The sequence below is a fragment of the Seohaeicola zhoushanensis genome, from assembly GCF_014656415.1.
Classification (GTDB): Bacteria; Pseudomonadota; Alphaproteobacteria; order Rhodobacterales; family Rhodobacteraceae; genus Seohaeicola_A; species Seohaeicola_A zhoushanensis.
Genome location: NZ_BNCJ01000034.1, coordinates 1 through 23,679, shown reverse-complemented (window position 1 = coordinate 23,679; position 23,679 = coordinate 1). Strand labels below are relative to the sequence as shown.

Sequence of the window (23,679 nt, the reverse complement as noted above, 5' to 3'; positions counted from 1 at the left end):
GTCAGGTCTCCCATCCGACGCTTCAGAAATCGAGGCCGAGGTCGAGCGTCCTCGCCGAATGGGTCAGCGCGCCCGAGGAGATGTAGTCCACCCCGGTTGCCGCGACCTCGGCCACGCGCTCCAGGCGCATGTTGCCCGAGGCTTCGAGGATGAGACGGCCCGCATTCAGCGCCACGGCCTCGATCATCATCTCCGTCGTCATATTGTCGAGCAGCACGACATCGGCTCCGCCCTCGTCGAGCACCTCGGCCAGCTGGTCGAGGCGGTCGACCTCGATCTCGGTGCGGATCATGTGCGAGGCGCGGGCCTTGACCGCCTGCAGCACAGGCCGGACGCCGCCCGCTGCGGCAATGTGATTGTCCTTGATGAGGATGGCATCCGACAGCGAAAAGCGGTGGTTGAAGCCGCCGCCATGCAGCACGGCTTGCTTTTCGACCAGGCGCAGGCCGGGCGTTGTCTTGCGGGTGCAGGTGATGCGGGCAGCGGTGCCCTGGGTCTCGGCGACGAAGGCTGCGGTCAACGTGGCGATGCCGCTGAGCCGCCCGGCAAAGTTCAAAGCCACCCGTTCGGCCGAGAGGATCGAGGCGGCCTCGCCCGTGATCTCCATCAGCAGGCTGCCGGGGCCGATGGTATCGCCATCGACGGCATGGGCCGTGACGGTCAGACCGGGATCGACGAGGCGGAAGGCCAGGGCCGCGAGTTGCAGCCCCGAAGCGACACCGGCCTCTCGCGCCTGAAGGAGCGCGGTATAGCGGGTTCCAGCGGGGATCACGGTGCGCGTGGTGATATCACCATAGGTGCCGAGGTCTTCCAACAGGGCGGCGCGCACCAATGGTTCGAGGATCAGGTCGGGCAGAGGAGGGTGGGTCATCAAGCGTCCAGTCTATCGGAGTGTCGCGAAGCCAAGGCGTCCGTGAGGTAGACGAAAGAACGTCGGCCGGTTTCGCAGTCCGGTGTCGGAAAGTCGGCGCGGTAATGCGCGCCACGGCTTTCCCTTCGGTCGAGCGCAGCCGAAGCGATCAGCCGCGCGGTGGCAGTCATGTTGAGCAGTGGCGCGCAATCGGGCTGGGCAGTCTTGACAGCGCGGATCTCGTCAAGCGTTCGCGCCAGGCCGGCTGCCGTGCGGATCACCCCTGCGCCATCGGTCATGGCACGGCGTAAGCGGGCAACCAACGCGGGGTCGGACGAAGCTGCAGGCGGCAGATCGGGCAGGGCGATCAACGGGGCCGTCGGCGGGGTAGGGCCCATGTCCCTGGTGATGTCCTGCGCGCAGCGCCGCGCGAAGACCAGCGCCTCGAGCAGCCCGTTCGAGGCAAGGCGATTGGCACCGTGGAGCCCCGTTGAGGCAGACTCGCCGCAGGCCCAGAGACCGGGGAGCGAGCTCTTGCCCTCGGCATCGGCGGCGATCCCGCCCATGTGGTAATGCGCGGCCGCGGCGACCGGGATAGGGTCGCGGAGCGGGTCGATGCCGCCCCTGCGGCAGGCTTCGGCCACGGCCGGGAACTCTTCGAATAGGCGGTTTCCCAGTGCGGCGCGGGTGTCGAGAACGGGGTGCAGGCCGGCCTGGCCCTGGGCATAGACCGCGCGGGCCACGATGTCGCGCGGCGCAAGCTCGGCATCGGGATGGATGTCCAGCATGAAACGCTCGCCCAGGGCGTTGACCAGGGTCGCCCCCTCGCCGCGCAGGGCCTCGGTGGCCAGCGGCGCCGGATCGAGACCGCAGTCGATGGCGGTCGGGTGGAACTGCACGAACTCCGCATCCGCGATCACCGCGCCGGCGCGGGCGGCCATGCCGATCACCTCCCCGCGGATGCGGGGCGGGTTGGTGGTCAGGGCATAGAGCCCGGCCGATCCTCCGCCCGCGAGCAGGACCGCCGGCGCGCGCACCAGGCAGGGGGCCGATTGCACGGGATGGCAGCGGGCAATCTCGACTCCGGTGACGCGGCCTGCCTCCACTCGCAGCCCGGTGGCCAGGACACCTTCCAGCACCTGGATCGAAGGGGTGCGTCGCACCAGGCCCACCAGGGTCCGCATGATCTCGGCCCCGGCCTGGTCGCCGCGCACCCTCACTACGCGCGCAAAGGAATGCGCCGCCTCACGCGACAGGACGTATTGCCCGGTCGCCGTGATGTCGAAGGGAGCGCCCAGTGCGGTCAGGTCGAGGATATGCGCCCGCGCCTCGGCTGTGACCAGATCTGCCACTTCCGGGTCGACCGATCCGGCGCCGGCAAGGATGGTGTCGCGGGCATGGGCGGCGGCACTGTCGCGCGGATCCATCGCCGCGGCCACACCGCCCTGCGCCCAGGCCGAGCTGGCGCCGCAGCCCAGCGGTTCGGGCGAGAGGATCAGCACGGGGTGCGGCGCAAGCTTCAGCGCGGCATAGAGCGCGGCCATCCCCGCGCCCACGATCAGGACCCTGCCGGTATCGATCACCTTCATGGTCGTCAGGCCGCCAGCTTGCGCGAGAGGTCGATCATGCGCTGAACGGCAACCCGCGCCTTGGTGGCAATCTCGGGGTCGACCTCGACCGCGCCCTGCATGGTGTGCAGCGACCAGAGCACCTTTTCGAGGGTGATCTTTTTCATGTAGGGGCACATGTTGCAGGGCCCGACGAAGTCGATCTCGGGCAGGGCGTCCGAGATATTGGCGGCCATCGAGCATTCGGTCACCAGCATCGCCTTGGCCGGCCGCTCGCGCTCCACATAATCGATGATCCCGCTGGTCGAGCCGGAGAAATCGGCCTCGGCCACCACCTCGGGCGGGCATTCCGGATGCGCGATGATCCGGGTCTCGGGGTTCCAGCTGCGAAAGTCGCGAAGATCTTGCGCGGTGAAGCGTTCGTGCACGATGCAGGCCCCGTCCCACCAGACGATGCGCTTGCCGGGCACCTGCTTGGCGACGTTCTGCGCAAGGTATTTGTCCGGCGTCATGATGACAGTGTCGGCCTCTTGCGCGGCGACAATGTGGGCCGCGTTGGACGAGGTGCAGCAGATGTCCGAAGCCGCCTTCACCTCGGCGGTGGTGTTCACGTAGCTGACGACCGGCGCGCCGGGGAAGCGCGCGCGCATTTCGGCGATGCCCTCGGGCGTAATGCTCTCGGCCAGCGAACAGCCTGCCTCGGGGTCGGGGATCAGCACCGTCTTGGCCGGGTTCAGGATCTTCGAGGTCTCGGCCATGAAATGCACACCGCATTGCACGATCACATCGGCCTCGACCCTGGTGGCCTCGATTGCCAGTTGCAGGCTGTCGCCAACCACATCGGCGATACCGTGGTAGATTTCCGGCGTCATGTAGTTATGCGCCAGGATCACCGCGCTGCGTTCGGCCTTGAGCCGGTTGATCGCCGCGACGTAGGGCGCGAAGACCGCCCAGTCGGGCGGTGCGACGGTCCGCTTCATGCGGGCATAGAGGTGGGCGTTGGCCTCGGCTATCTCGATTGAAGGGGAAAGATCATAGTGATCGGCGAGTTCGGCGCGCAGCGCGATCTGGTCGAGCAAGAGCGGGAATTCCTCAGGTTGTTTCAGGCCGTCGAGCAACGGTAAGTCGGTACGCCAGCGGGCCAGGTGCCGGAGTGTTAGGTGCAAGGTTACGTAAGGGCAAGCGATGCTTTGTCTTATATATATCAATGTCATGCGCTAACATCCGCCATCACCCACGATTGCCACGGACGGATGGCCCGCAGTGTGCAGGGCCATTGCCGCACGCCAGGCGCGCAGGCCTGTGGTGCAGAGGAATACGACACGTTGACCGGGTTTGGGTCGTGGTTGGGCGTTCGGCCCCGTGCGCAGATCGACCACCAGGTCGCCCGCAACGATGTCGTTTCGCGAGATCACGGCAGGTGTCCGGTGCGATGTGTCTGTCGCACCATCGAAGCGGAAGCCTCCCAGCCGCCAGTCCGCCAGGTCGAGCGTCATGAGCTGGCCCAGCGGTGAGGGGCAGAGGCCCAGCAGAACGGCCAGTGTCATCTGCGCCTGAAGCGCCCCGATGGTCGCGACGACAGGGCCCATCACGCCATCGCTGGCGCAACTGCCAAGCTGGTTCGGCAGATCGGGAAACACCGCGCGCAAGCTGGGTGCGCCGCCGCAAAAGCCGCCGACATAGCCGCGCCGTGCCAGCACCGAGGCGCTGATCAGCGGAAGCCTCGCGTCCTCGCAGAGATCGGAGAGGGCGTAACTGACCGCGAAACTGTCAGCGGCATCGACGATGATATCGGCGCGGTCCAGTGCGCCCGGCGTCGATCCCGGATCAAGGCGCATGACAAGGGGTTCGATCTTGCAGTCGGGGTTGAGACCGGCCAGGGACTCGGCGGCGACCATGGCCTTGGGGTGTCCGATATCCGACATCCGGAACATCGTCTGGCGGTGCAGGTTGCCGACTTCGACCACATCCGGATCAGCCAGGCGGATATGACCGACCCCGGCGCCGACGAGCAACGGCAGGACGGCCGATCCGAGGCCACCGGCCCCGACCACCAGGACGCGGGCGGCGGCAAGCCTGGCCTGTCCGGTCGGCCCGATCTCGGGCAGGAGGGTCTGGCGTTCGTAGCGGCTCATCGGCGATACCTTTCCGTCTGGGCGATCCATTCACGGCAGCGGGCGCCGGGGTCGTCGGCCTGCAGGATATCCGTGACCACGGCGGCGCTGTCGGCGCCGGCCTGGAACAGCCCCGGCAGGCGTTCGGGCGTCAGGCCGCCTATGCCGACGAGAGGGAGGTCTCCGATCCGCGTTTTCCAGTCCCGGACCCGGTCGAGCCCCTGGGGCGCCCAGGTCATCTTTTTCAGCCGGGTCGGATAGACCGGGCCGAGCGCGACATAGGCCGGGCCGTATGCCAAAGCACGGTCAAGTTCGGCCTCGTCATGGGTCGAGAGACCGAAGGATACTCCCTTCCGGCGCAGGGCGGCGAAATCGGCACTGTCCATGTCCTCCTGGCCCAAATGAACCGCGTTGCAGCCAAGGTCGATTGCGGCCTGCCAGTGGTCATTGACCACCAGCTGCGCGCCATACGAGGCGCAGATGTCGCGCGCGCGTGCGATCTGGCGGCGGATTTCTTCCTCCTCCGCCTCTTTGAGGCGGAGTTGGACCAGCCGTACGCCCTGCGGCACCAGTTGTTCGAGTTCGTCAACGTGGCCGACGATCAGGTAGAAGGGGTCGAGCTTCATGCCAACAGCTCCGCCATGCCGAAAACCGGGGTCGAAGCCCGCGCCATGTCGCGCCTGGGCATCAGGCCGGCGGCTTGGGCGGTTCGCCCAGCCTCGACCGCCTGCCCGAAGGCCCGCGCCATGGCAACCGGGTCGCGGGCGCTGGCCACAGCCGTGTTGAGCAGCACCGCGTCGAACCCCATCTCCATCGCCTCGGCCGCCTGGCTTGGCGCGCCGATGCCGGCGTCGATCACCAGCGGGATGTCCGGGAAATGCGCCCGCATTCGCGCAAGGCCCGCGCGGTTCGACAGCCCCTGGCCCGATCCGATGGGCGCGCCCCAGGGCATCAGCACCCGGCAGCCCGCTTCGACCAGCTTCTCTCCGAGGATCAGGTCCTCGGTGGTATAGGGAAAGACGTCGAAGCCCTCGGCGCAGAGGATCCGCGCGGCCTCGACCAGGGCGAAGGGGTCGGGCTGGAGCGTGTCGGCGTGGCCGATGACTTCGAGCTTGATCCAGGACGTGCCCATGACCTCCCGCGCCATATCGGCGGTGGTGACGGCCTCGCGGGCCGAGTGGCAGCCGGCCGTATTCGGCAACAGGCGACAGCCGCTGTCCGTCAGGATCTCGCGGAAGGCCCCGCCTTCGCGCCCCTCGCGGCGCAGGCTCACGGTGATGACCGCGGCCCCCGAGGCCGCGATGGCGTCGCGCAGCACCTGCGGCGAAGGGTATTGCGCCGTGCCGAGCATCAGGCGGCTTGGCAGTTCAATGCCGTAGAACATCGCTCAGCCCCCCTGCATCGGTGTCAGCACCTCGACCCGCGCGCCCGCGGTCAGCGCGGTGCCGGAGCGGGCGTTGCGCGGCACGAAAACGCCGTCGAGCGCCGTTGCCACGGCGGCCTCGGGGAAGCCGCGCTCGGTGATGAGATCGGCCAGGGTGGAAGATCCGGTCTCGACCGGGCTGCCGTTGAGTTCAATGCGCATGGGTCATGTCCTCCGAGAGTTTGTTGGCGAGGTCACATGCCAGCACGGGCGCCATCAGGAAGCCGTGGCGGTACATGCCGTTCAGGTGGATGCGCCCGTCTTCGTGACGCAGCGCCGGGATGTTGTCGGGAAAGGCCGGGCGCAGCCCCGCCCCGGTGGCGAGGACCTCGGCCTCGCCGAAACCGGGATGCACGGTCCAGGCGGCCGAGAGCAGTTCCATCAGCGCGCGCGCCGTCACCGCCCCGTCACGGGCGCTCTCCACCATGGTTGCGCCAACCATGAACCGGCCATGTCCGCGCGGGACGATGTAACAGGGAAAACGCGGATGCAGCAGGCGGATGGTGCGGGTCAGCGTGACGTCGGGCGCGAGCAGTTCGAGCATCTCGCCCCTGACCGCCCGCAGGTCGCGCAGCCGGTCGCGCGCGGCCATGCCGCGGCAATCGACGATGCGGCCCGACGGGCGGTCGCGGAACGCGACACCGCGCGATGCAAGCCCGCCGCGCAGTGCGGCCAGTGCCTCGCAGGGGTCCAGGTGCGCCTCCTCGGCAAAATGCAGCCCCACCGCAAAGCGCCCCGAGAGCTCGGGTTCGAGATCGCCGGGGTCTATCCTGGCATGGCCGCGCGTTGCCCGGGCAAACCGGTCGAGCTCGCCGGCATCCCGTGGCGCGGCCACCACCAGGGTGCCGCGTTGCACGAAGCTTTGCGCGCGGACGCGCCACCATTCGATTGCGCTCCGGCCGCGCGTCACGATGACCTCGGGGGCGCTCTCGCCTTCGCAGAAGGGCGCGAGCATCCCGCCCGCAAGGCGTGAAACCGGCGGTGTCACAGCCTCGACAATCTCGACCGGCAGACCGCGCTCGGCCAGCGCGGTGGCGGCGCAGAGCCCCGCCACCCCGGCCCCGAGAACCGAGATCATTCCGCTGGCTCCGCCGGGATGTAGAGCGCGCCACCCTCGCGGAATTTCTCGGCCATTCGCTCCATGCCCTGCTGCTTTTCGGCCTCGGCGCGAATGTCGTGGCTGATCTTCATCGAGCAGAACTTCGGCCCGCACATCGAACAGAAATGCGCGACCTTGTGCGCCTGTGCGGGCATCGTCTCGTCATGCATCGTGCGGGCGGTATCGGGGTCGAGCCCGAGGTTGAACTGATCCTCCCAGCGGAACTCGAACCGCGCTCGGGACAGCGCATCGTCACGCCGTTGCGCCCCGGGGTGCCCCTTGGCGAGATCCGCCGCATGGGCCGCGAGCTTGTAGGTTATGACCCCGGTCTTCACATCGTCGCGGTCGGGCAGGCCCAGGTGCTCTTTCGGCGTGACGTAGCAGAGCATCGCCGTCCCGAACCAGCCGATCATCGCCGCCCCGATGGCGCTGGTGATATGGTCGTAACCGGGCGCGATGTCGGTGGTCAGCGGCCCGAGCGTGTAGAAGGGGGCCTCGTGGCAGTGCTTCAGCTGTTCCTCCATGTTGGCCTTGATCTTGTGCATGGGCACGTGACCCGGCCCCTCGATCATGACCTGGCAGTCCTTCGCCCAGGCGATCTTGGTCAGCTCGCCCAGCGTCCGAAGTTCGGCGAATTGTGCCTCGTCATTGGCATCGGCGATCGAACCGGGGCGCAGACCGTCGCCAAGGCTGAAGCTCACGTCGTAGCGGCGGCAGATGTCGCAGATCTCTTCGAAATGCTCGTAGAGAAAGCTTTCGCGGTGATGGTGCAGGCACCACTTGGCCATGATCGAGCCCCCGCGCGAGACGATCCCCGTGACCCGCTTCGCGGTCATCGGGATCATGTGCAGCCGCACGCCGGCATGGATGGTGAAATAGTCCACCCCCTGTTCCGCCTGTTCGATCAGCGTGTCGCGGAAGATCTCCCAGGTCAGGTCCTCGGCAATACCACCGACCTTCTCCAGCGCCTGGTAGAGCGGCACCGTGCCGATGGGCACCGGCGCGTTGCGGATGATCCAGTCGCGGATGTTGTGGATGTTGCGCCCCGTCGAGAGGTCCATCACCGTATCGGCACCCCAGCGGATCGCCCAGACCATCTTCTCCACCTCTTCCTCCATCGAGGAGGTGACGGCCGAGTTGCCGATATTGGCGTTGATCTTCACCCGGAAGTTGCGGCCGATGATCATCGGCTCCAACTCGCGGTGGTTGATATTGGCCGGGATGATCGCACGGCCCGCCGCGATTTCGGCGCGCACGAATTCCGGGGTCACCAGGTCGGGCAGTTCGGCGCCAAAACCCTCACCGTCGCGCTGGCAGGCATCCAGCCGGCCCTCGTTCTCGCGGATCGCGACGAATTCCATTTCCGGGGTGACAATGCCGGCGCGGGCATAGGCGAGCTGCGTCACCGCCCGTTCGCCCACGGCCCGAAGCGGGGCGCGCCGGACGGGGAAGGGCGGCGTCAGGCGGCTGCCGGTGGCAAATCCGTTGTCGGCGTCGGTGACGCTCCGGCCCTCGTACTCCTCGATATCGCCGCGCGCCTGAAGCCAGCCGCCCCGGGTTTCCGGCAGGCCCTGCGCGACGTCGATCTGCGCCTCGGGGTCCGTATAGGGGCCGGAACTGTCGTAGATCACCAGCGGCGCCTCGTTCGAGATCGCGATCTCGCGCATGGGCACGCGGACTGCATGGCAGCTCCCCGCAACATGGATCTTGCGCGAGGCCGGCAGGGCGCCGGTGGTGATGGTCGGTATGGTGTCTTTCATCTCGGTCTCCTCTTGCGATGAGACCCAAGTGAGACTTTCGGCAGAAAGGGGCCGCCAGGCCCCGGCGCGTCGCGCGCAATGGGCCCTTCGGCCCGAAAGGCCGCCCCATGTCACAGGTTGCGGAAATGCCCTTCGGTCTTCCTACGCCAGCATCAACTGGGTCAGGTTCAAAGGGTCGCTTCACCGGGGTTTCCCCCTGTCGGCCTCTCAGTCCCCTGGGCGGGACTCCCCTGACGTGGCGGCACTTAAAGAAATGTTCGGACTCTCTGTCAAGCCAAATCAACAGGTTGGAACATTTGACCATTCCTGCTCCATCCTAGCCTGAACATGGTCCCGGATTTCGGCGCCAGTCTCGAAGTTGGCTTCGGTATTGAGAAAGAAGAGACCGCTGTCGCCCCACTGGCAGCGCCTCGTGACCGATACGAGTGGTTCATGTTCGTCCCTTTTTCGAAGAGTTGATCGCCAACCCGCTTGGAAAAAATGGCGGAGCGCATAAGTCCGATCCGAAAATGGTCCGAGACCACAGGAGAGCCAACCACATGCAATGCCCCATCGATGGAGCAACTCTGGTGATTGCTGAGCGTAGCGGCATCGAGATCGACTATTGCCCGAAATGTCGAGGCGTTTGGCTCGATCGGGGCGAACTGGACAAGATAATCGAGCGAGCCGCGCCTGTGGCCCCCGAACCGCGGCATGCGCGCGAGGAGCAGGTTTCGCCCCCTTACAAGAAGAAGCGGGAGTCGTTTCTCGGCGACTTGTTCGACTTTTGAGCGGGTTTTCTTTCGTGGATCACATGCGCTTTATCTCTGAAACCACCCTGTCGGTGACGTCGATCCTGTTGGCTGGAGGTCTGCTGGCATTCCCTCTGACGGCGATCGGCCAGGAAGCAAACGATCAGCAGCAGCTTCGCTCTCTGGGCCGCTGCGAAGGTTGCGATTTCAAGGAGTTGGACCTGGAGGGCCGGCGATTGACGAGTCTCGACCTCAGTGGGGCGACACTTACCAGCGTGGATTTCGCGAATGCCAAGCTGAACATTGCAATCTTCGACAATGCGAGGCTCGAAAATGTCTCGTTCGACTCTGCGGACCTTGGCGGTGCGAGTTTCACGGGTGCCACTTTGATCAACGTCTCCCTCGATGGAGCCGACCTGACGGGCGCCGTGTTTGAGGACGCCATCCTCGAAGGTACTGACCTGGACGAAGCTCATCTCTGCTTCACCCAAATGCCCGACGGCATTACTGGAAACACCGACTGCAACTGAACATGTGAGTTATCGCCAGCCTCGAGCCGACCACTTCAGTGGATCATGGCTTCTGCACCCGCGGCGAGAGATGTAAGGACCACCGCGGTCAGCAGAACCGAGGTTGCACCCAAAGCCAGACCCAGAATGGCGACCAACCCGTCTCGCTCGACATGGCCAACGCCGAACACGAACAGCGAGATCGCTGGGAACCAACCGCTCAAAGGGATCGGCAGAAAAAGAGCAAAGGCGACCACAAAAAGCGCGGCACCCAACAGCCGTTCGTTCCGTCTCGCAAAGAGCGGCAAGTAACGGGGCGTCAGGATGCGCTCCAACCTGCGCGTGATCGGTCGAAGGCTCAACACCGTGCGTCTCAGCTTGCCGGGGTCAAGCTTGAGCCGTGCCAAAGGTCCGGGGAGCCGCACGTGCCGATAGCCCAATGCCATCTGACACGTCGTCACCAGGAGCGGCAAGGCCGTGACCAGCGTCGACCCAGGCGGCAATGGGAGCAAGGTAATCAACGAAAACACGACGATCGCCCAACCGAAGGATCTTTCGCCAAGCGCTGACAAAAGGTTTCCCAGCGTCAGTGAACCGTCTCGGTGTTGGCTGCGGGAGGTTCGCAGGATCGGCAGCGACAGGGATGGTCGCCGTCGCGCTCCGTTTTCGCGCTGCATTGAAGCTCTTTCACATGGCTGTGAAGCATATGAGGGTGCGAATGGGCGTTTGCAATCGCTGGCGATCGTCAGCGGCCGAGCAGGCGAAAAAATGCAGCGCAGAGCATCGACGGCTATTTCATCGCGCCCACCTGCAACCTAGATCCGGCCAAACTCTTGTTGAACAGGCCGCGGTGAACCGTGGCTATCTGGCAGGACAGCAAATGTCTCATGATCTTCTCCTCGTGACCTCCGGCTTGATCCTTCTGTTTCTGGGTGGTGAGGGACTGGTACGCGGATCGGTCGCCTTGGCCGAGCGCCTTGGCATCTCCAAGCTGCTGATTGGTCTCGTCATCGTCGGCTTCGGCACGTCAACACCGGAGTTGCTCGTTTCGGTGAATGCTGCTCTCAACGGTGCTCCCGAGATAGCTCTTGGCAACGTCGTAGGGTCCAACATCGCCAATATCCTGCTGATCGTTGGCCTTGCTGCAGTGATAACACCGATATGCGGCTGGGAACGCACGGCAGTGCGTGAGGCGATTGTTGCCTCCTTGGTGTCGCTCGCGGCTCTCGGGCTTGTCTTGGGGACGGTCATCAGCAGGACTGAAGGGATTGTCCTGTTGGTCCTGATGCTTGCTTATCTGCTGTCCAGTTACTGGCTGGAAAGGCGCGACCGAAAGTCGAAGGCCTTCCAACATGAAGCCGAGGAGTTCGAAGATATACCGCTAAGGAGGCCCTGGCTTGCGCCGTTGCTGGCGGTCGGCGGCATCGTTGCACTGGTGTTCGGTGCAGACCTGCTGGTCGAGGGAGCCGTGAATATTGCCCGCGATTTCGGAGTGCCGGATGCAGTGATCGGCTTGTCGCTGGTCGCCGTCGGCACGTCACTTCCAGAGCTTGCTACTGCCATAATTGCGGCGGTCCGGCGGCATTCTGACGTGGTTCTGGGCAACGTCATCGGTTCGAACATCTTCAATATTCTAGCAATTCTTGGGATCACGGTTGTTGTCCAACCCATCGAGGTTATGGCGCGGTTCCGCGAGATTGACGCGCCCGTGATGCTGGGATCGGCCTTGCTGCTACTTGCAGTGCTGTTCGCGACGAAGACGATCGGGCGTGTAGCAGGCGCATTGATGTTGGCAGGTTACGCCATCTACATGGCATTCCTGTTCTCGACAGGTGTTCCGGTCTGAAAGCTGTCCAAATCGGAAGCCGCTGAAACAATCAAAACCACTTGAAATCATACATTCCGAGGCTCATGCTGCCAGAAGTCGAGTGCTATCCGGCCTCGCGGAAGACATGATTGGAAACTCGCATGTCGCAAAGAATCTGGGTAATCGTCGTCGTCGCTCTGATCGTCCTTGTCGGGCTATATTATGTCTGGGGTAACACCTCGGTAACCAAGGGACCTGAGGCGCCTGCAACAACCGCACCCTCTAACTGACTACCCGCTGAACCGCGTATCGGCGCATACGCAGATTGGCTGATCGAAAACATGGGCCGTGCATTGGCGCGGCGGCGAGTCTGGGTTCAGACCGTTCGTCAAACAGTTGCACCCCTGCGGCGGATCGCGCAGCCGGTAAGCCCGGCGAGGATCCCGACGGTGATGGCGACGACATAGTCCGTCACCGTGAGCGGCACATAGGTTGAATGTGACCCGCCCATCAGCCAGGCCGACAGCAATCCCACTCAACTCCCGCCTGTCATCGACCCGCGGCTTGCCAGGCGACATCGGGAAGAAAGGGGAAAGCTTGGCCATCTGCTCGTCGGTCAGCCAGTAAAGGTCGTTCATGTCACCGCTCCGTTTTTCGGGCCGTGAACCACGCAGGGCGACTGAAATCAATGCATCTTGACCCTTGAAATCAAAGGCCGTGAAGGACTCCAAGCGGTCATTGGCCATCCGCTACAAGTGCATCAGGTGTGCAACGAGACGCGGTCGCGCCGCGACCATGAATATAGCCGGACGGTGCTTGCGGGGGCCATGTTGGTGACTACCGAACGGAAGCAATTGGCAGCTTGGGGGCAGTGTGTTGGGATCAACGAATAATAGAGGTCGTTGTCGCAGCGCGAACACCTTCGCGCGGGTTCTTATTTTTATAGAGAATCACGCCAATGATCAGGACAAGCGCGATTAGGATCGCGGGCGAAAGTTTTTCCATGAACGCACCGGCATATTAATGTTTAGATCCGGGTAGCGGGCAGGGAGGGCAGAGAATTGGCGTTTATGCGGCGATTGTTGGGCGACCCGCTAAACTGACCGGCAGTGTTCAGGGTTGGCGAGTTCGTGGTCGCCATTGTCGTCAGCGACGACGATCATAGTCCATTCCCGTCTGCTGGCCCCCATGTATGTGACTTCCGTGCCCTTGTAGTAGATGCGTTCGCCCGGATAGACCTCGTAGCCGTCCTGAAGTCGGGGCGAGGTGATTTCGTCATACTGCATGAGTGAGTCCCTCCGCTCGCCGGAACATACACCCAAATGGGGCGATGTGGTGGCGGCGTCGTTTTCGGCGGCGGAGCCTCGCGCACGCCGGTAGGCGTCCAGGATCAGTGGGTGGTCGTGAAGGAGCGGCTCGATACGCACCAGGTTCCGGTGCTGGATCTAACGGTAGCGTCAGAGATGCGACAGAAGCGCGACTGATCGCCTGGTCAGCATAGCCATGGGTGCGGCCAAGATCTGCTCAACTGCCGATGGCGGGTATCGGAGTATTGCGCGGCAAAGATAGTCGGCCTAGTTTCTCAACCGGAAAGGGCGCTCCCCGGACATGCTACCCGAGCCCCAACGACGGTGGTTGTTCACCCCCTACAGTGTGCGCTCTTTCCTTTACCAACTGAAATTTCCTTCCTTGGCTCCGCGGACTGCCGACCGGACAAGGCTATGCCGCGATATTCATGACCGCCTTGTGAACCAGGCGTAACCGTCTGTCGGTGAAATCGAATTCTTCCATGTCGGGCACGATATCAGCGGTGACCTCTGGTCCGATCAGCTCCATGGTCCAGTCCGGGAAGGCCCGTGTGGCAATCTTCGCGACTCCGAAAGGAACAACCTCGTCATGACGGCCATCTTCGACGATACGAGCGAAGAGGGTGGCGGAGTTGTCCAGGGGGCCTTCAATCGTTTGCATGAAGTAGGTGCCGTCGAACAAGAGGATACCGGTTATTCCGAGCTCGGCGTTCCTGCGCCTGCTTTCCTTTAGTATCGCCTGCAACTGGCTGGTTGGCTCGCGCAGGCGAGCCAAACTTCGATAGGAAATGGTCAACAGATCACTCATCCTGAGCCTCGTGCATTTGAAGGGGAAAAGCGGTGCGGATCCCACAATCCGGTGGTCTCCGCGCAGTATGCGTATGTGGCGGGCTGATTGGCCGCGCGCCTATTAATTGAGCAACTAGTTCAAATCTTTTGCGCCGGCCATACCTCGAAGCCGATCTCGGCACAGATTGGCGCGTAGGATGTGTCACAAGCGCAACGTCACCGATCCATGAGTTGTTCCCGTCGCATCAAAAGTCCGCCGAGCGTCCGGGCACGGTGGGCGATCGTGAGGGAGAGGCTTGAGAGGCACCAGGAGCCGGTGCCGGATCTACCGGTGACGCCGGAGCTGAGGCAGAAGCGCGACTGATCTTTGCATGGAGGGCAGTAAAGCAGTCCTTGGCTGTGCAGGCCGACAACGACCGCTAGTCTGTCCGGGAAAGGGGAAGCTCGGTCGTCAGCTGATTTACGCAACAAAGCCTTACTCATCACCAATGTGGTTTTGTGCGCGCAGATCGCAGTCTTCGCGATCGCAACGAGCTTGCTGAGCGGCTGCGCGACGGTCAGTTCTGACGGTAGCGGTCGTCGAATACAGCAGTGAGTTTCAGGCGCGGGCGTCCGAGAAGCTGGCCCTGCTGCCGGAGGGTTCGGCGGTCGTGACGATGCTCGCGAATTACGCCGTGATGCGCGACCAAGCGCGCGCTTGCTCAAGCGCAGAGACACTCAGCCCGCGTCGATGAGCACGGGTCTTCCATCTTCGCGCCACTCCGGCAGACCGCCGTCCAACCGCCGTGCGTTGAGCCCGTGACGGCGCAAGGTTGCGACGGCCTGATGGGCGTAGACGCAGTAGGGTCCGCGGCAATAAGCGACGATCTCGGTGTCCGGCGCGAGCGTGGGGAGGATCTGCTCCAGCTGCGCCAGAGTCGCGTTCAGCGCGCCAGGAATGTGCCCGGCGGCGTATTCATCTGCCGGTCTCACGTCGAGCAAGGTGACTGAGCCGTCCGCGAGCCGTGCGGCGAGGTCCGCGCGGCTGAGGGGCTCCGGTGCGTCCTCGCCGCCCGAGAGGCCGCGCAGGATGCGTTCGACTTGCGCGAGGTTCCGCTCCGCGACGATGCGCAGCAGGTCCATGAGCTCAAGCGTCTTCGCGTCGGTCAGCCGGTAGATCACCGCCTTGCCGTCACGACGGCTGGTGACGAGGCCCGAGCGGCGGAGCTGCTGGAGATGCTGCGAGCAGTTGGCGATGGTCAGGCCGGTCTTGCCGGCCAGCGCCTCCACGCCACGCTCGCCTTGCGCGAGTTGTTCGAGGAGCGACAGCCGGGCCGGCGCCGACAGGGCGCGCGCAACGAGCGCGTATTCCTCGAGCAGAGCCAGCTTCGGGCTGATTGACATAGGACGGCTCCCAACTATAGATCATTCAATCGATAGTTTGAATGATAGCGTTTCCATCGCGCCCCACAAGTCCGAAGTCCAGACCCCATGTCCGAGACCATCCTCGTTGCCGAGCCGACGATCCGCCTTGCCGCCTTTCTCGGCATCCTGGCGGCCATGGCGCTTTGGGAGGTGGCGGCCCCGCGCCGCAGGCGAGAGATCCCGCGCGTCATCCGCTGGACGAACAACCTCGCGCTCGTGGTGCTCGACACCGCGATCCTGCGGCTGACCTTCCCGATCATCGCGGTCGGGCTCGCGGTCATGGCAGAGCAGCGTGGCTGGGGTCTATTCAACAACATCGACCTGCCGTTCTGGGTTGCTATTGTCGTCTCCATGCTGGTCCTGGACCTGGCGATCTACCTGCAGCACGTGATGTTCCACGCGGTGCCGGGGCTCTGGCGGCTGCACCGAATGCACCACGCCGATCTTGACCTCGACGCCACCACCGGGCTGCGCTTCCATCCCGTCGAGATCCTCATCTCGATGGGGATCAAGCTGGCGGTGGTCGCGGCGCTCGGACCGCCCGCCGTCGCGGTTCTGCTGTTCGAGGTGATCCTGAACGCCACCGCGCTCTTCAACCACGCCAACATCGACCTGCCGCGCCCGGTGGACCGTGTCCTCCGCCTGTTCGTCGTCACGCCGGACATGCACCGCGTTCACCATTCCATCGATCCCCGCGAGACCAACTCAAACTACGGCTTCAACCTGCCGTGGTGGGACCGGCTGCTCGGCACCTACATCGCTCAGCCCGCCAAGGGACATGAGGTGATGGAGATCGGCATCGAACAATTCCGCGACCGCCGCGACCTGTGGCTCGACCGGATGCTGGTCCAGCCTTTGCGCGGACCCGCCAGCGGCCACGCACTCGACCCTCGCATCACGACGAAGGAGCCCGCCGAATGACCGGGAGGGACCTTCAGCACGGCATCCGCGAAAATCTGGCGCAGGTCTCGCATCAGCTGATCCAGGTCATGCTGGTCGGCTTCGCCATCGGGATGACGCGCACGGTGGTTCCCGCGCTGGCCGAAAGCGAGTTCGGACTTGAGCGCGGCTCGTTTCTGCTGCTGGCGTCCTTCGTCGTGGCCTTCGGCGCGGTGAAGGCGGTGATGAACTTCGTCGCCGGGCGCTGGTCGGAGCGGATCGGGCGCAAGCGGGTGCTGTTCTGGGGCTGGGTCGTAGCGCTGCCGATCCCGGTGATGATCTGGGCGGCTTCCGACTGGATTTGGATCGTCGCGGCGACCGTGCTTTTGGGCGTCAATCAGGGGCTCTGCTGGTCGATGACGCAAACCGCAAAGCTCGACATCACCAGGGCCGAGGAACGCGGACTCACCATGGGGCTGAATGAGTTCTCCGGCTATGTCGGCGTGGCGATCGCGGGCGTCCTCACCGCATATGCCGCCGAAGCCTTGGGCGCACGGACGGGGTTGCTGGTCTTCGGCATGGCCGTGGTCCTGCTGGCGCTGGTCCTGACGGTCGTATGGGTCAAGGACACGCTGCTATGGGCGAAGGCCGAGACCGCCGCGCACAAGGCCGCGCCGCCGGAATCTCTGCCGCGCTATCCGCAGGGCGCGTCCGAGCACCCCACCACGGGCGAGGCCTTCGCGCTGATGAGTTGGCGTGACCGCCGCCTATTTGCGATCTCCCAGGCGGGCCTCGTGGAGAAGTTCGTCGATGCGCTGGTCTGGGCGCTCTTCCCGGTGTTCCTTGTGACGCAAGGCGCGACCCTGACGGAGGTTGGCTGGATCGTCGGCACCTACGGCTTCGTCTGGGGCGGCTCGCAGCTCTTCACAGGGCGGCTGTCGGATCATGTCGGCCGGTTCTGGCCAAACGTGCTCGGCATGTGGATCTGCGGCGCGGGCGTGGCGATGGTGCTGTTGGGCACGGGCGCGCTCTGGTGGTCGGTTTCGGCCGGGGTGGCGGGCTTCGGCATGGCGCTCCTCTACCCGAACCTCTCGGCGGCGGTGGCCGATATCACCCCGCCCGCATGGCGCGGCACTGCCATCGGCATCTACCGCTTCTGGCGCGACCTCGGCTACGCGATCGGCGCGCTCGGCCTTGGCCTTGCCGCGAGCCTGACGGGCGCGGCGGAAGCCGCCTTCTGGTTCGTAGCCGTCTCCATGTTCGTCTCCGGCGCCGTGCTCTTTTGGCTGTCCGAAGAAACCCACCCGCGGCTGAACCCCGCCAGCCCTCGGGAGATCGCAGATGCCTGACACTCTTGTCCGCCGTCTGGGCTACCTTTCGATCGTGTTGGGCGTCGCCTCAATCGCCCTTCTTGCTGTCTCTGTCTGGGGCTTCCGGGCGGGCGGCTGGCCCTGGCCGCAGGCCTATGACATTGCCGGGTGGGGCGCCTGGGCGGCGGGTGCCGGCATCATCGCCGCGCTGGCCGGGCTGGTGGTTTGGCTCCGGCGCAGGAGGGGCGGCGCTGGCGCGGTCCTGCTGGGACTGATCTTGTCGTTGCCCGTCGCGGGCCTTGGCTCGGCCTTCGAGATCGCCGCCCGTACCACGCCGCCGATCAACGACATCTCGACCGACACCGAAGATCCGCCGGTCTTCTGGTCCACGGCCACGCCGAGCGACTACCCCGCGAAGAACGCCAAGCAGCAGCGCGCCGCCTATCCGGACGTGCGCCCGCTGGACCTGCCGGTCTCCGCAGACGAGGCGTTCGCCGCGGCGCTCGCCCTCGTGGAAGAGCGCGGCTGGGAGGTACTGTCGGCGGACCCTGTCGAGAGTCAGATCGAGGCCATCGCCCGAAGCAGCCTCTTCGGCTTCGAGGATGAGGTGGCGATCCGCGTCACGGAAACCGATACCGGCGCCCGCATCGACATGCGCTCGCGCTCGCGCCTCGGCCAGATCGACCGCGGCGCCAACGCTCGGCGCATCGAAGCGTATCTCGGCGATCTAGATACGCGCGCCCGGACCTGAGGACCTACCATGAAACACCTGATCCTGCTGAACGACCCACCCTATGGCACCGAGCGCAGCTTCAACGGCCTGCGCTTGGCCTACGCGCTGGCGAAGAGCGATCCCGAGTCCGAAATCACCGTCTTCCTCATGGCCGACGCGGTGCTTTGCGCCAAGACAGGGCAGAAGACGCCCGAGGGCTTCTACAACATCGAGCGGATGCTCCACCGGGTTTTCACGGTGAAGGGACGTGTCCTGATGTGCGGCTCCGGCATGGACGCGCGCGGCCTCACGGAGGCCGAAGTAATCGAGGGGGCGAGCCGATCCACCATGGACAAACTGGCGGAGGCAACACTTGCCGCCGACAAGATGCTGGTTTTCTGAGGCCGGCCAACGAACACAAATCCGAAACGAAGGAGACCCAAGATGACCCTGAGACACCTTGTGGCGGCGGCGACCGTCGCGCTCGGGCTGCAGGCAGCGCCTGCGCTGGCACAGGATGCTGCCGTCGACGCCATGCAGGAATACATGATGTTCTCAGAGTACGAGGCCGGCATCATCCTGCCCCAGCAGATCGATCAGAGCGTCTTCGAGACGGCGCTCTTCATCGACACCCGCGATGCGAGCCAGTTCGAGGAAGGCACGATCCCCGGCGCCGTCAACATCGAGTGGCGCGAGGTTCTCGACCGGATCGACGAGACCCCCTCGGACCGGATGACCATCCTGTTCTGCAACACCGGCAGCCTCTCGGCGCAGGCCGCTTTCGCGCTGCGGGTCGCGGGGCGGTCGAACGTCGTCGTCATGCAGTCGGGTTTCACCGGCTGGCAGCAGGACGCTGCCTATCGGCCTTGACCATCGTGAACCGCGCCTGGGAGTTCAGGTCGCGGCGACAGGTACCTATGTCCGGGTGCCGAGGGGCGGTAGCACGAGCAAACCGGGGAGGGTCACGCAGCCTCGTAACTCGTGAACACCTCGGCGCTGCCGTCGCGCCGGATTAGGAACACGTCATAAGCCTCGCGGCTCTCTTCCGGTCCCATGCCGGGCGAGCCGTAGGGCATGCCCGGCACGGCCAGCCCTACGGCATCAGGGCGCTCGGACAACAGCCTGAGGATGTCGGCGGGCGGGACGTGGCCCTCGATGAAGTAGCCCTCGATCTCACCGGTGTGGCAGGAGGTCATGTTCTGGGGGATGCCGTTCTCGAGTTTGTGCCGGATTAGGAGGGTGCCGAAACTGCGCTCGGTGGTGACGGTGAAGCCGGCCTCTTTCAGGATCTCGATCCAGGCAGTGCAGCACCCACAGTTCGGGTCCTTCAGCACGTGGATCGCGGGCGCAGTCTGGGCCATTCCTGGGAGGGGAACGGACGCAGCGAAGTTCGCGGCAATCGCCAGCAGGGCACGTCTGGTGAGGGTCATGAATATATCCTTTCAGGTCGTTGGGGATACGCGGTCGGAGCGCGTGTTTCCGTTGTCATGGTTCGCATATTGCGACGTGTCGATCGCCACGGAGGGCCGGAAGAACAAGAGCCGGAGGGCGTTCATCGTTACCAATACTGTGGCGCCCGTGTCGGCGAGGATCGCGATCCAGAGGCCGGAGATCCCGAGAAGGGTGGTCACGAGGAAGACCGCCTTCAGCCCGAGTGCGATGGCGATGTTCTGGCGGATGTTCGCCATGGTCGCGCGGGCGAGGCGGATCTTGCCTGCCACGTCCGTCACCCGGTTTCGCAGGATCGCCGCGTCGGCCGTCTCCAGCGCGACGTCGGTGCCCGAGCCCATGGCCACGCCGACATGCGCGGCTGCGAGCGCGGGCGCATCGTTGATCCCGTCGCCGATCATCATCACGCGCGCATCGGACGTCAGATCACGGATCGCGGCGACCTTGTCTTCCGGCATGAGTTCGGAGCGATGCGCGATACCAAGTCCCTCCGCGATGGCCTGCGCGGTGCGTGGGTTGTCCCCGGTCAGCATCACGGATGAGATGCCAAGCGTGCGGAGTTGCGCCACGGCAACGGCCGCATCGGCGCGCGGTTCGTCCCGGAGCGCGATGAGGCCCTGAGGCACGTCTTCGCGCAACACGATGACCACCGTCTTGCCCTCGGCCTCCAGCGCCGCCACGCGGGTCCACAGGTCGCCCGTGAGTGCGCCACGCTCATCCGCCAGCCGTGGGGAGCCCACGCTGATGGTCAGGCCGTCGATGGACGCTTCCGCCCCCTTGCCGGGAAGCGCGCGGCCGCCGGTCGCCGCCGCTGCGTCCACGCCCCTTCTTTCGGCCTCGGCGCAGATCGCCTGTCCGAGCGGGTGGCTCGCGCTGTTCTCGACCCCAGCGGCAAGCGCCATAAGGTCGTCCTCGCTTCCGCTCAGCACCGAAACGTCCGTCACGCGGGGTCTGCCATGCGTGAGCGTCCCGGTCTTGTCGAAGGCGACATGGGTCGTGCGGGCCGCTGCCTCGATCACCGCGCCGCCCTTCATCAGCAGACCGTTGCGCGCCCCCGTTGAGAGCGCCGAGGCGATCGACGCCGGGACAGAGATGACCAGCGCGCAGGGGCAGCCGATCAGCAGCAGCGCCAACGCGCGATAGACCCATTCACCCCAGGCCAGCCCGAAGGCCAGCGGAGGGATGACGGCGACGAGGACAGCGGCCCCGACGACCGCGGGCATGTAGATCCGGCTGAACCGGTCGATGAAGCGCTCGGTCGGCGCGCGGGCGCTCTCGGCCTCTTCCACGAGGCGCACGATGCGAGCGATGGTGTTGTCCTCGGCCGACCTCGACACCCGCACGCGCAAGAGCGCCTCGGCATTGATCGACCCGGCGAAGACCGCCGCGCCCGGCTCCTTGAGGCTGGGGACGCTCTCGCCTGTCACCGGACTCTCGTCGACGCCCGAGGTGCCCTCGATCACCTCGCCGTCGCAGGGCATGCGGTCGCCAGGGCGGACCTGAACCACCTGGCCGACCTGAAGGCGGCCGGCCGGGACCTCCCGCGTGCGTCCGCCCACTTCGAGCCGCGCCGTCTTCGGCACGAGCTTCGAGAGTGCGCGGATGCTGTCGCGCGCCTTGCCGGCCGCGACTCCCTCCAGCAGTTCACCGACCGCGAAGAGAAAGACGACGAGTGCGGCCTCTTCCGCCGCGCCGATCACGAGTGCGCCGCCGACGGCGATCGTCATCAGCATCTCGATCGTGAAGGGCATCCTTGCGCGCGCCATGGCGAACGCGCGCTGCGCCACGGGGACGAGCCCGATCAGCGTGGCGAGGATGAAGGTCCAATGGGCGATCTCTGCCGAAAAGACGAGGCGGGACGCCCAGGCTGCCGCCAGAAGGGCTCCTGTGCCGATCACGAGCCGCCCCTTCGCTGTCTGATACCAGGACGGTGTCGGTGCCTCCTGCGGCCCTTCAGTGTCTCCCGCGGGACTGCCCTCGGGGTCCGGGGCTTCCGCTGCCTTGGGAAACGCACCATCGGGCAGGACGAAGGCACCCTTGGGCTTCTCTGGGTGGGCTCCCTTGGCCGCAATGCCGAAACCGACCCCGCGCACGGCTTTCTCGATGCTTTCGGGAGAGGTCTGACGCTCGTCGAGCGTCAGCCGCAGCCGCTCGGCCATAAGTGCCACATCGACATCCGCCACGCCCGGCAAGCGCTCGACCGCGCCCCGCACCTTTGCAGCGCAGGACCCGCAATCCATGCCCGTCACGCGCCATTCGCGTAGTCCTGTGCTCCCGTCGGCCATGATGATTCTCCGCCATGATTCCTGTTCGGGTATCGATATAGGATCTACAGCAACTGTAGCTTCAAGTGCGACGTGCACCACTTCGCAAGTCGGTCGCCGCTGGCCGGCAGCGACCATCAGCTCGAGGCTCCACCATGTGCGGCTATCGCCCGGCGGATCTTCGGCAGCGCGAACTCGCGGGGCTCGTGGTAGTCGATGATGCTGACGACCACGCCTCGGGCGTCAAAGAGAAACACGCCGGCGGTGCGTTTCATTGTATACTCGCCGCTCTCTAGCGGGAACTTCCCGTAGCGGACTCGAAAACCGTTCGCGGTCCGCGCGCTCTCCGAAGGGCTGCCGGTCCAGCCGCGGATCTGCGGGTGGAAGTAGCCGACATATTCTGCCCTCGCTTCTTCGCCCGATCATACCGTCATGTGAGGTCTGACGCGTTCAGCCTTTGTGCCGACTATGCCGCAGATCTGGCCGTCTGAAAACCGTGTTGGCGGATCGTAGCACTCAGGGCCAGGTAACCTGACAAAGCCCCGGAGTGTTAGTCGCAAGGTGACGTAGGGAAACTTTCAGTTTGTCTTATATATCAATGTCATACGCTAACATGTAAATTTACCTTCGAGAAGCCTCAGAGGGGTCGATCGGTCGCCGTTATTCGCGTTGAAGAGCACGCTCCAAAAGAGAAAATCTCCCGGCCAAAGCGCGTATTGCAGCTGACTGCACGGCAATGGGTGTCAACAACCAGACCAAGGGACCCCTGTCAGCCTCAAAGACATCTTCGTCCAGCAAGAGCTTTTGCGGGGTTTGCAGGCCTTCATACTGCCATCTGAAAAAGGGCGGCACCGTATAGTCCGGTGCCGCCAGGTGCTCGCCCACAGGGAGGAAAAGGACGAATAATCTATCTAAAACATATATTTAGTATAGATCGCATAATCAGATTTATGTAAATTTTTCTTTGCTCGATCCTAGTTTCGTCGGTGATCGCCCTGTCATGTCGCTATGTTCTAGACAGACCGCGAACAACTATCTCACCCGCATACTGAGCACTATCTCCAAGTCGTTCTTCGATCCGGATCAGCTAGTTGTATTTCGCCAGCCGGTCCGAGCGCGCCAGCGAGCCGGTCTTGATCTGGCCGCAGTTGGTGGCGACAGCGAGGTCGGCGATGGTGGCGTCCTCGGTTTCGCCCGAGCGGTGGCTCATCACGTTGGTGTAGCGTGCGCGGTGCGCCATATCGACGGCCTTCAGCGTCTCGCTCAGCGTGCCGATCTGGTTGACCTTCACCAGCATCGAGTTCGCGCAGCCTTTGGCGATGCCCTCGGCCAGACGCTTGGGGTTGGTCACGAAGAGGTCGTCGCCGACCAGCTGCACCTTGTTGCCGAGCGCCTCGGTGAGCGCCTTCCAGCCGGCCCAGTCATCCTCACTCATGCCATCCTCGATCGAGATGATCGGATAGTCGTTCACCAGCGCGGCGAGATAGGCGACATTCTCGTCCGAGGTCAGGGTTTTCCCTTCACCCGAAAGTACATACTTGCCGTCCTTGAAGTATTCCGTGGCGGTGCAATCGAGCGCGAGGTAGATGTCCTCGCCCGGCTTGTAACCGGCCTTCTCGATCGCCTTCAGGATGAAGTCGAGCGCGTCGCGGGTCGAGCTCAGGTTCGGCGCGAAGCCGCCCTCGTCGCCCACGCCGGTGGCGA

Annotated in this window: 24 protein-coding genes and 3 pseudogenes; 8 read left to right on the top strand and 19 right to left on the bottom strand. The window is 64.6% G+C overall.

Going from position 1 to position 23,679, the window contains the following annotated elements:
- Nucleotides 1-22: 22 nt before the first annotated feature.
- From nadC to thiC, 9 genes are all read right to left on the bottom strand, one after another.
- Nucleotides 23-871, bottom strand: a complete 849-nt coding sequence (gene nadC, locus IE266_RS25030; protein WP_189682866.1) for a carboxylating nicotinate-nucleotide diphosphorylase — start codon at nt 869-871, stop codon at nt 23-25.
- Nucleotides 871-2,439, bottom strand: coding sequence for an L-aspartate oxidase (locus IE266_RS25025; protein WP_189682865.1), 1,569 nt, complete (start codon nt 2,437-2,439; stop codon nt 871-873). Before IE266_RS25025 ends, nadC begins: the two co-directional genes overlap by 1 nt.
- Before the next feature lie 5 nt (nt 2,440-2,444).
- Complete coding sequence (nadA, locus tag IE266_RS25020) at nt 2,445-3,497, bottom strand: quinolinate synthase NadA (RefSeq protein ID WP_189682864.1); 1,053 nt, start codon at nt 3,495-3,497, stop codon at nt 2,445-2,447.
- Nucleotides 3,498-3,635: 138 nt separating this feature from the next.
- A complete protein-coding gene (locus tag IE266_RS25015) occupies nt 3,636-4,553 on the bottom strand; it encodes a ThiF family adenylyltransferase (protein WP_189682863.1) in 918 nt (305 codons plus the stop codon).
- Complete coding sequence (locus IE266_RS25010; protein ID WP_189682862.1) at nt 4,550-5,158, bottom strand: thiamine phosphate synthase; 609 nt, start codon at nt 5,156-5,158, stop codon at nt 4,550-4,552. Before IE266_RS25010 ends, IE266_RS25015 begins: the two co-directional genes overlap by 4 nt.
- Entirely contained in the window at nt 5,155-5,916 is a 762-nt protein-coding gene (locus tag IE266_RS25005; RefSeq protein ID WP_189682861.1) for a thiazole synthase, read from the bottom strand. Before IE266_RS25005 ends, IE266_RS25010 begins: the two co-directional genes overlap by 4 nt.
- 3 nt (nt 5,917-5,919) lie before the next feature.
- The gene (gene thiS / locus IE266_RS25000; protein ID WP_189682860.1) at nt 5,920-6,117 is read right to left on the bottom strand and encodes a sulfur carrier protein ThiS; all 198 of its coding nucleotides are present in this window, start codon (nt 6,115-6,117) and stop codon (nt 5,920-5,922) included.
- Complete coding sequence (locus IE266_RS24995) at nt 6,107-7,033, bottom strand: FAD-dependent oxidoreductase (RefSeq protein WP_189682859.1); 927 nt, start codon at nt 7,031-7,033, stop codon at nt 6,107-6,109. Before IE266_RS24995 ends, thiS begins: the two co-directional genes overlap by 11 nt.
- The gene (gene thiC, locus IE266_RS24990; RefSeq protein ID WP_189682858.1) at nt 7,030-8,814 is read right to left on the bottom strand and encodes a phosphomethylpyrimidine synthase ThiC; all 1,785 of its coding nucleotides are present in this window, start codon (nt 8,812-8,814) and stop codon (nt 7,030-7,032) included. The genes IE266_RS24995 and thiC overlap by 4 nt, the downstream gene beginning before the upstream one ends.
- 539 nt (nt 8,815-9,353) lie before the next feature.
- On the opposite strand from thiC, the gene IE266_RS24985 reads away from it, so the two are divergent.
- Together IE266_RS24985 and IE266_RS24980 are read left to right on the top strand one after the other, a co-directional pair.
- Entirely contained in the window at nt 9,354-9,584 is a 231-nt protein-coding gene (locus tag IE266_RS24985; RefSeq protein WP_189682857.1) for a TFIIB-type zinc ribbon-containing protein, read from the top strand.
- Between the two features lie 23 nt (nt 9,585-9,607).
- The gene (locus tag IE266_RS24980; protein WP_189682856.1) at nt 9,608-10,075 is read left to right on the top strand and encodes a pentapeptide repeat-containing protein; all 468 of its coding nucleotides are present in this window, start codon (nt 9,608-9,610) and stop codon (nt 10,073-10,075) included.
- A 35-nt stretch (nt 10,076-10,110) separates the two neighbouring features.
- Here IE266_RS24980 and IE266_RS24975 read toward each other — a convergent pair whose 3' ends face one another.
- Nucleotides 10,111-10,731 (bottom strand): exopolysaccharide biosynthesis protein, encoded by a 621-nt coding sequence (locus IE266_RS24975; protein ID WP_189682855.1) that lies wholly within the window; start codon nt 10,729-10,731, stop codon nt 10,111-10,113.
- 203 nt (nt 10,732-10,934) lie between these two features.
- On the opposite strand from IE266_RS24975, the gene IE266_RS24970 reads away from it, so the two are divergent.
- Nucleotides 10,935-11,900, top strand: coding sequence for a calcium/sodium antiporter (locus IE266_RS24970; protein ID WP_189682876.1), 966 nt, complete (start codon nt 10,935-10,937; stop codon nt 11,898-11,900).
- A 349-nt stretch (nt 11,901-12,249) separates the two neighbouring features.
- Here the strand turns inward: IE266_RS24970 and IE266_RS24965 are convergent, their stop codons facing one another.
- The 5 genes and pseudogenes from IE266_RS24965 to IE266_RS24945 form a co-directional block, all read right to left on the bottom strand.
- Complete coding sequence (locus IE266_RS24965; RefSeq protein ID WP_189682878.1) at nt 12,250-12,396, bottom strand: hypothetical protein; 147 nt, start codon at nt 12,394-12,396, stop codon at nt 12,250-12,252.
- Nucleotides 12,389-12,499 (bottom strand): annotated as a pseudogene (locus IE266_RS24960) (IS5/IS1182 family transposase); the annotation flags it as partial. The pseudogene IE266_RS24960 and the gene IE266_RS24965, both read right to left, overlap by 8 nt.
- Nucleotides 12,500-12,955: 456 nt before the next feature.
- On the bottom strand, nt 12,956-13,147 hold the full coding sequence (locus IE266_RS24955; RefSeq protein ID WP_189682854.1) for a hypothetical protein: 192 nt from the start codon (nt 13,145-13,147) through the stop codon (nt 12,956-12,958).
- Between the two features lie 433 nt (nt 13,148-13,580).
- Complete coding sequence (locus tag IE266_RS24950) at nt 13,581-13,976, bottom strand: BLUF domain-containing protein (RefSeq protein ID WP_189682853.1); 396 nt, start codon at nt 13,974-13,976, stop codon at nt 13,581-13,583.
- 698 nt (nt 13,977-14,674) lie between these two features.
- Entirely contained in the window at nt 14,675-15,340 is a 666-nt protein-coding gene (locus tag IE266_RS24945; protein WP_189682852.1) for an ArsR/SmtB family transcription factor, read from the bottom strand.
- An 87-nt stretch (nt 15,341-15,427) separates the two neighbouring features.
- On the opposite strand from IE266_RS24945, the gene IE266_RS24940 reads away from it, so the two are divergent.
- From IE266_RS24940 to IE266_RS24920, 5 genes are read left to right on the top strand one after another with little or no spacing between them, the layout of a single operon-like run.
- Nucleotides 15,428-16,282 (top strand): sterol desaturase family protein, encoded by an 855-nt coding sequence (locus IE266_RS24940; RefSeq protein WP_189682851.1) that lies wholly within the window; start codon nt 15,428-15,430, stop codon nt 16,280-16,282.
- Nucleotides 16,279-17,589, top strand: a complete 1,311-nt coding sequence (locus IE266_RS24935) for an MFS transporter (protein ID WP_189682850.1) — start codon at nt 16,279-16,281, stop codon at nt 17,587-17,589. Before IE266_RS24940 ends, IE266_RS24935 begins: the two co-directional genes overlap by 4 nt.
- Nucleotides 17,582-18,301 (top strand): DUF1499 domain-containing protein, encoded by a 720-nt coding sequence (locus IE266_RS24930; protein WP_189682849.1) that lies wholly within the window; start codon nt 17,582-17,584, stop codon nt 18,299-18,301. The genes IE266_RS24935 and IE266_RS24930 overlap by 8 nt, the downstream gene beginning before the upstream one ends.
- Before the next feature lie 9 nt (nt 18,302-18,310).
- Nucleotides 18,311-18,664, top strand: a complete 354-nt coding sequence (locus IE266_RS24925) for a DsrE/DsrF/TusD sulfur relay family protein (RefSeq protein WP_189682848.1) — start codon at nt 18,311-18,313, stop codon at nt 18,662-18,664.
- A 42-nt stretch (nt 18,665-18,706) separates the two neighbouring features.
- A complete protein-coding gene (locus IE266_RS24920; protein ID WP_189682847.1) occupies nt 18,707-19,132 on the top strand; it encodes a rhodanese-like domain-containing protein in 426 nt (141 codons plus the stop codon).
- Nucleotides 19,133-19,224: 92 nt separating this feature from the next.
- Here the strand turns inward: IE266_RS24920 and IE266_RS24915 are convergent, their stop codons facing one another.
- From IE266_RS24915 to eno, 4 genes and pseudogenes are all read right to left on the bottom strand, one after another.
- The gene (locus IE266_RS24915) at nt 19,225-19,692 is read right to left on the bottom strand and encodes a DUF411 domain-containing protein (protein ID WP_189682846.1); all 468 of its coding nucleotides are present in this window, start codon (nt 19,690-19,692) and stop codon (nt 19,225-19,227) included.
- Between the two features lie 12 nt (nt 19,693-19,704).
- Nucleotides 19,705-21,996 (bottom strand): heavy metal translocating P-type ATPase, encoded by a 2,292-nt coding sequence (locus IE266_RS24910; protein ID WP_189682845.1) that lies wholly within the window; start codon nt 21,994-21,996, stop codon nt 19,705-19,707.
- Nucleotides 21,997-22,112: 116 nt separating this feature from the next.
- Nucleotides 22,113-22,388 (bottom strand): annotated as a pseudogene (locus tag IE266_RS24905) (SCO family protein); the annotation flags it as partial.
- Nucleotides 22,389-22,981: 593 nt separating this feature from the next.
- Nucleotides 22,982-23,679: pseudogene (eno, locus tag IE266_RS24900) on the bottom strand (phosphopyruvate hydratase); the annotation flags it as partial.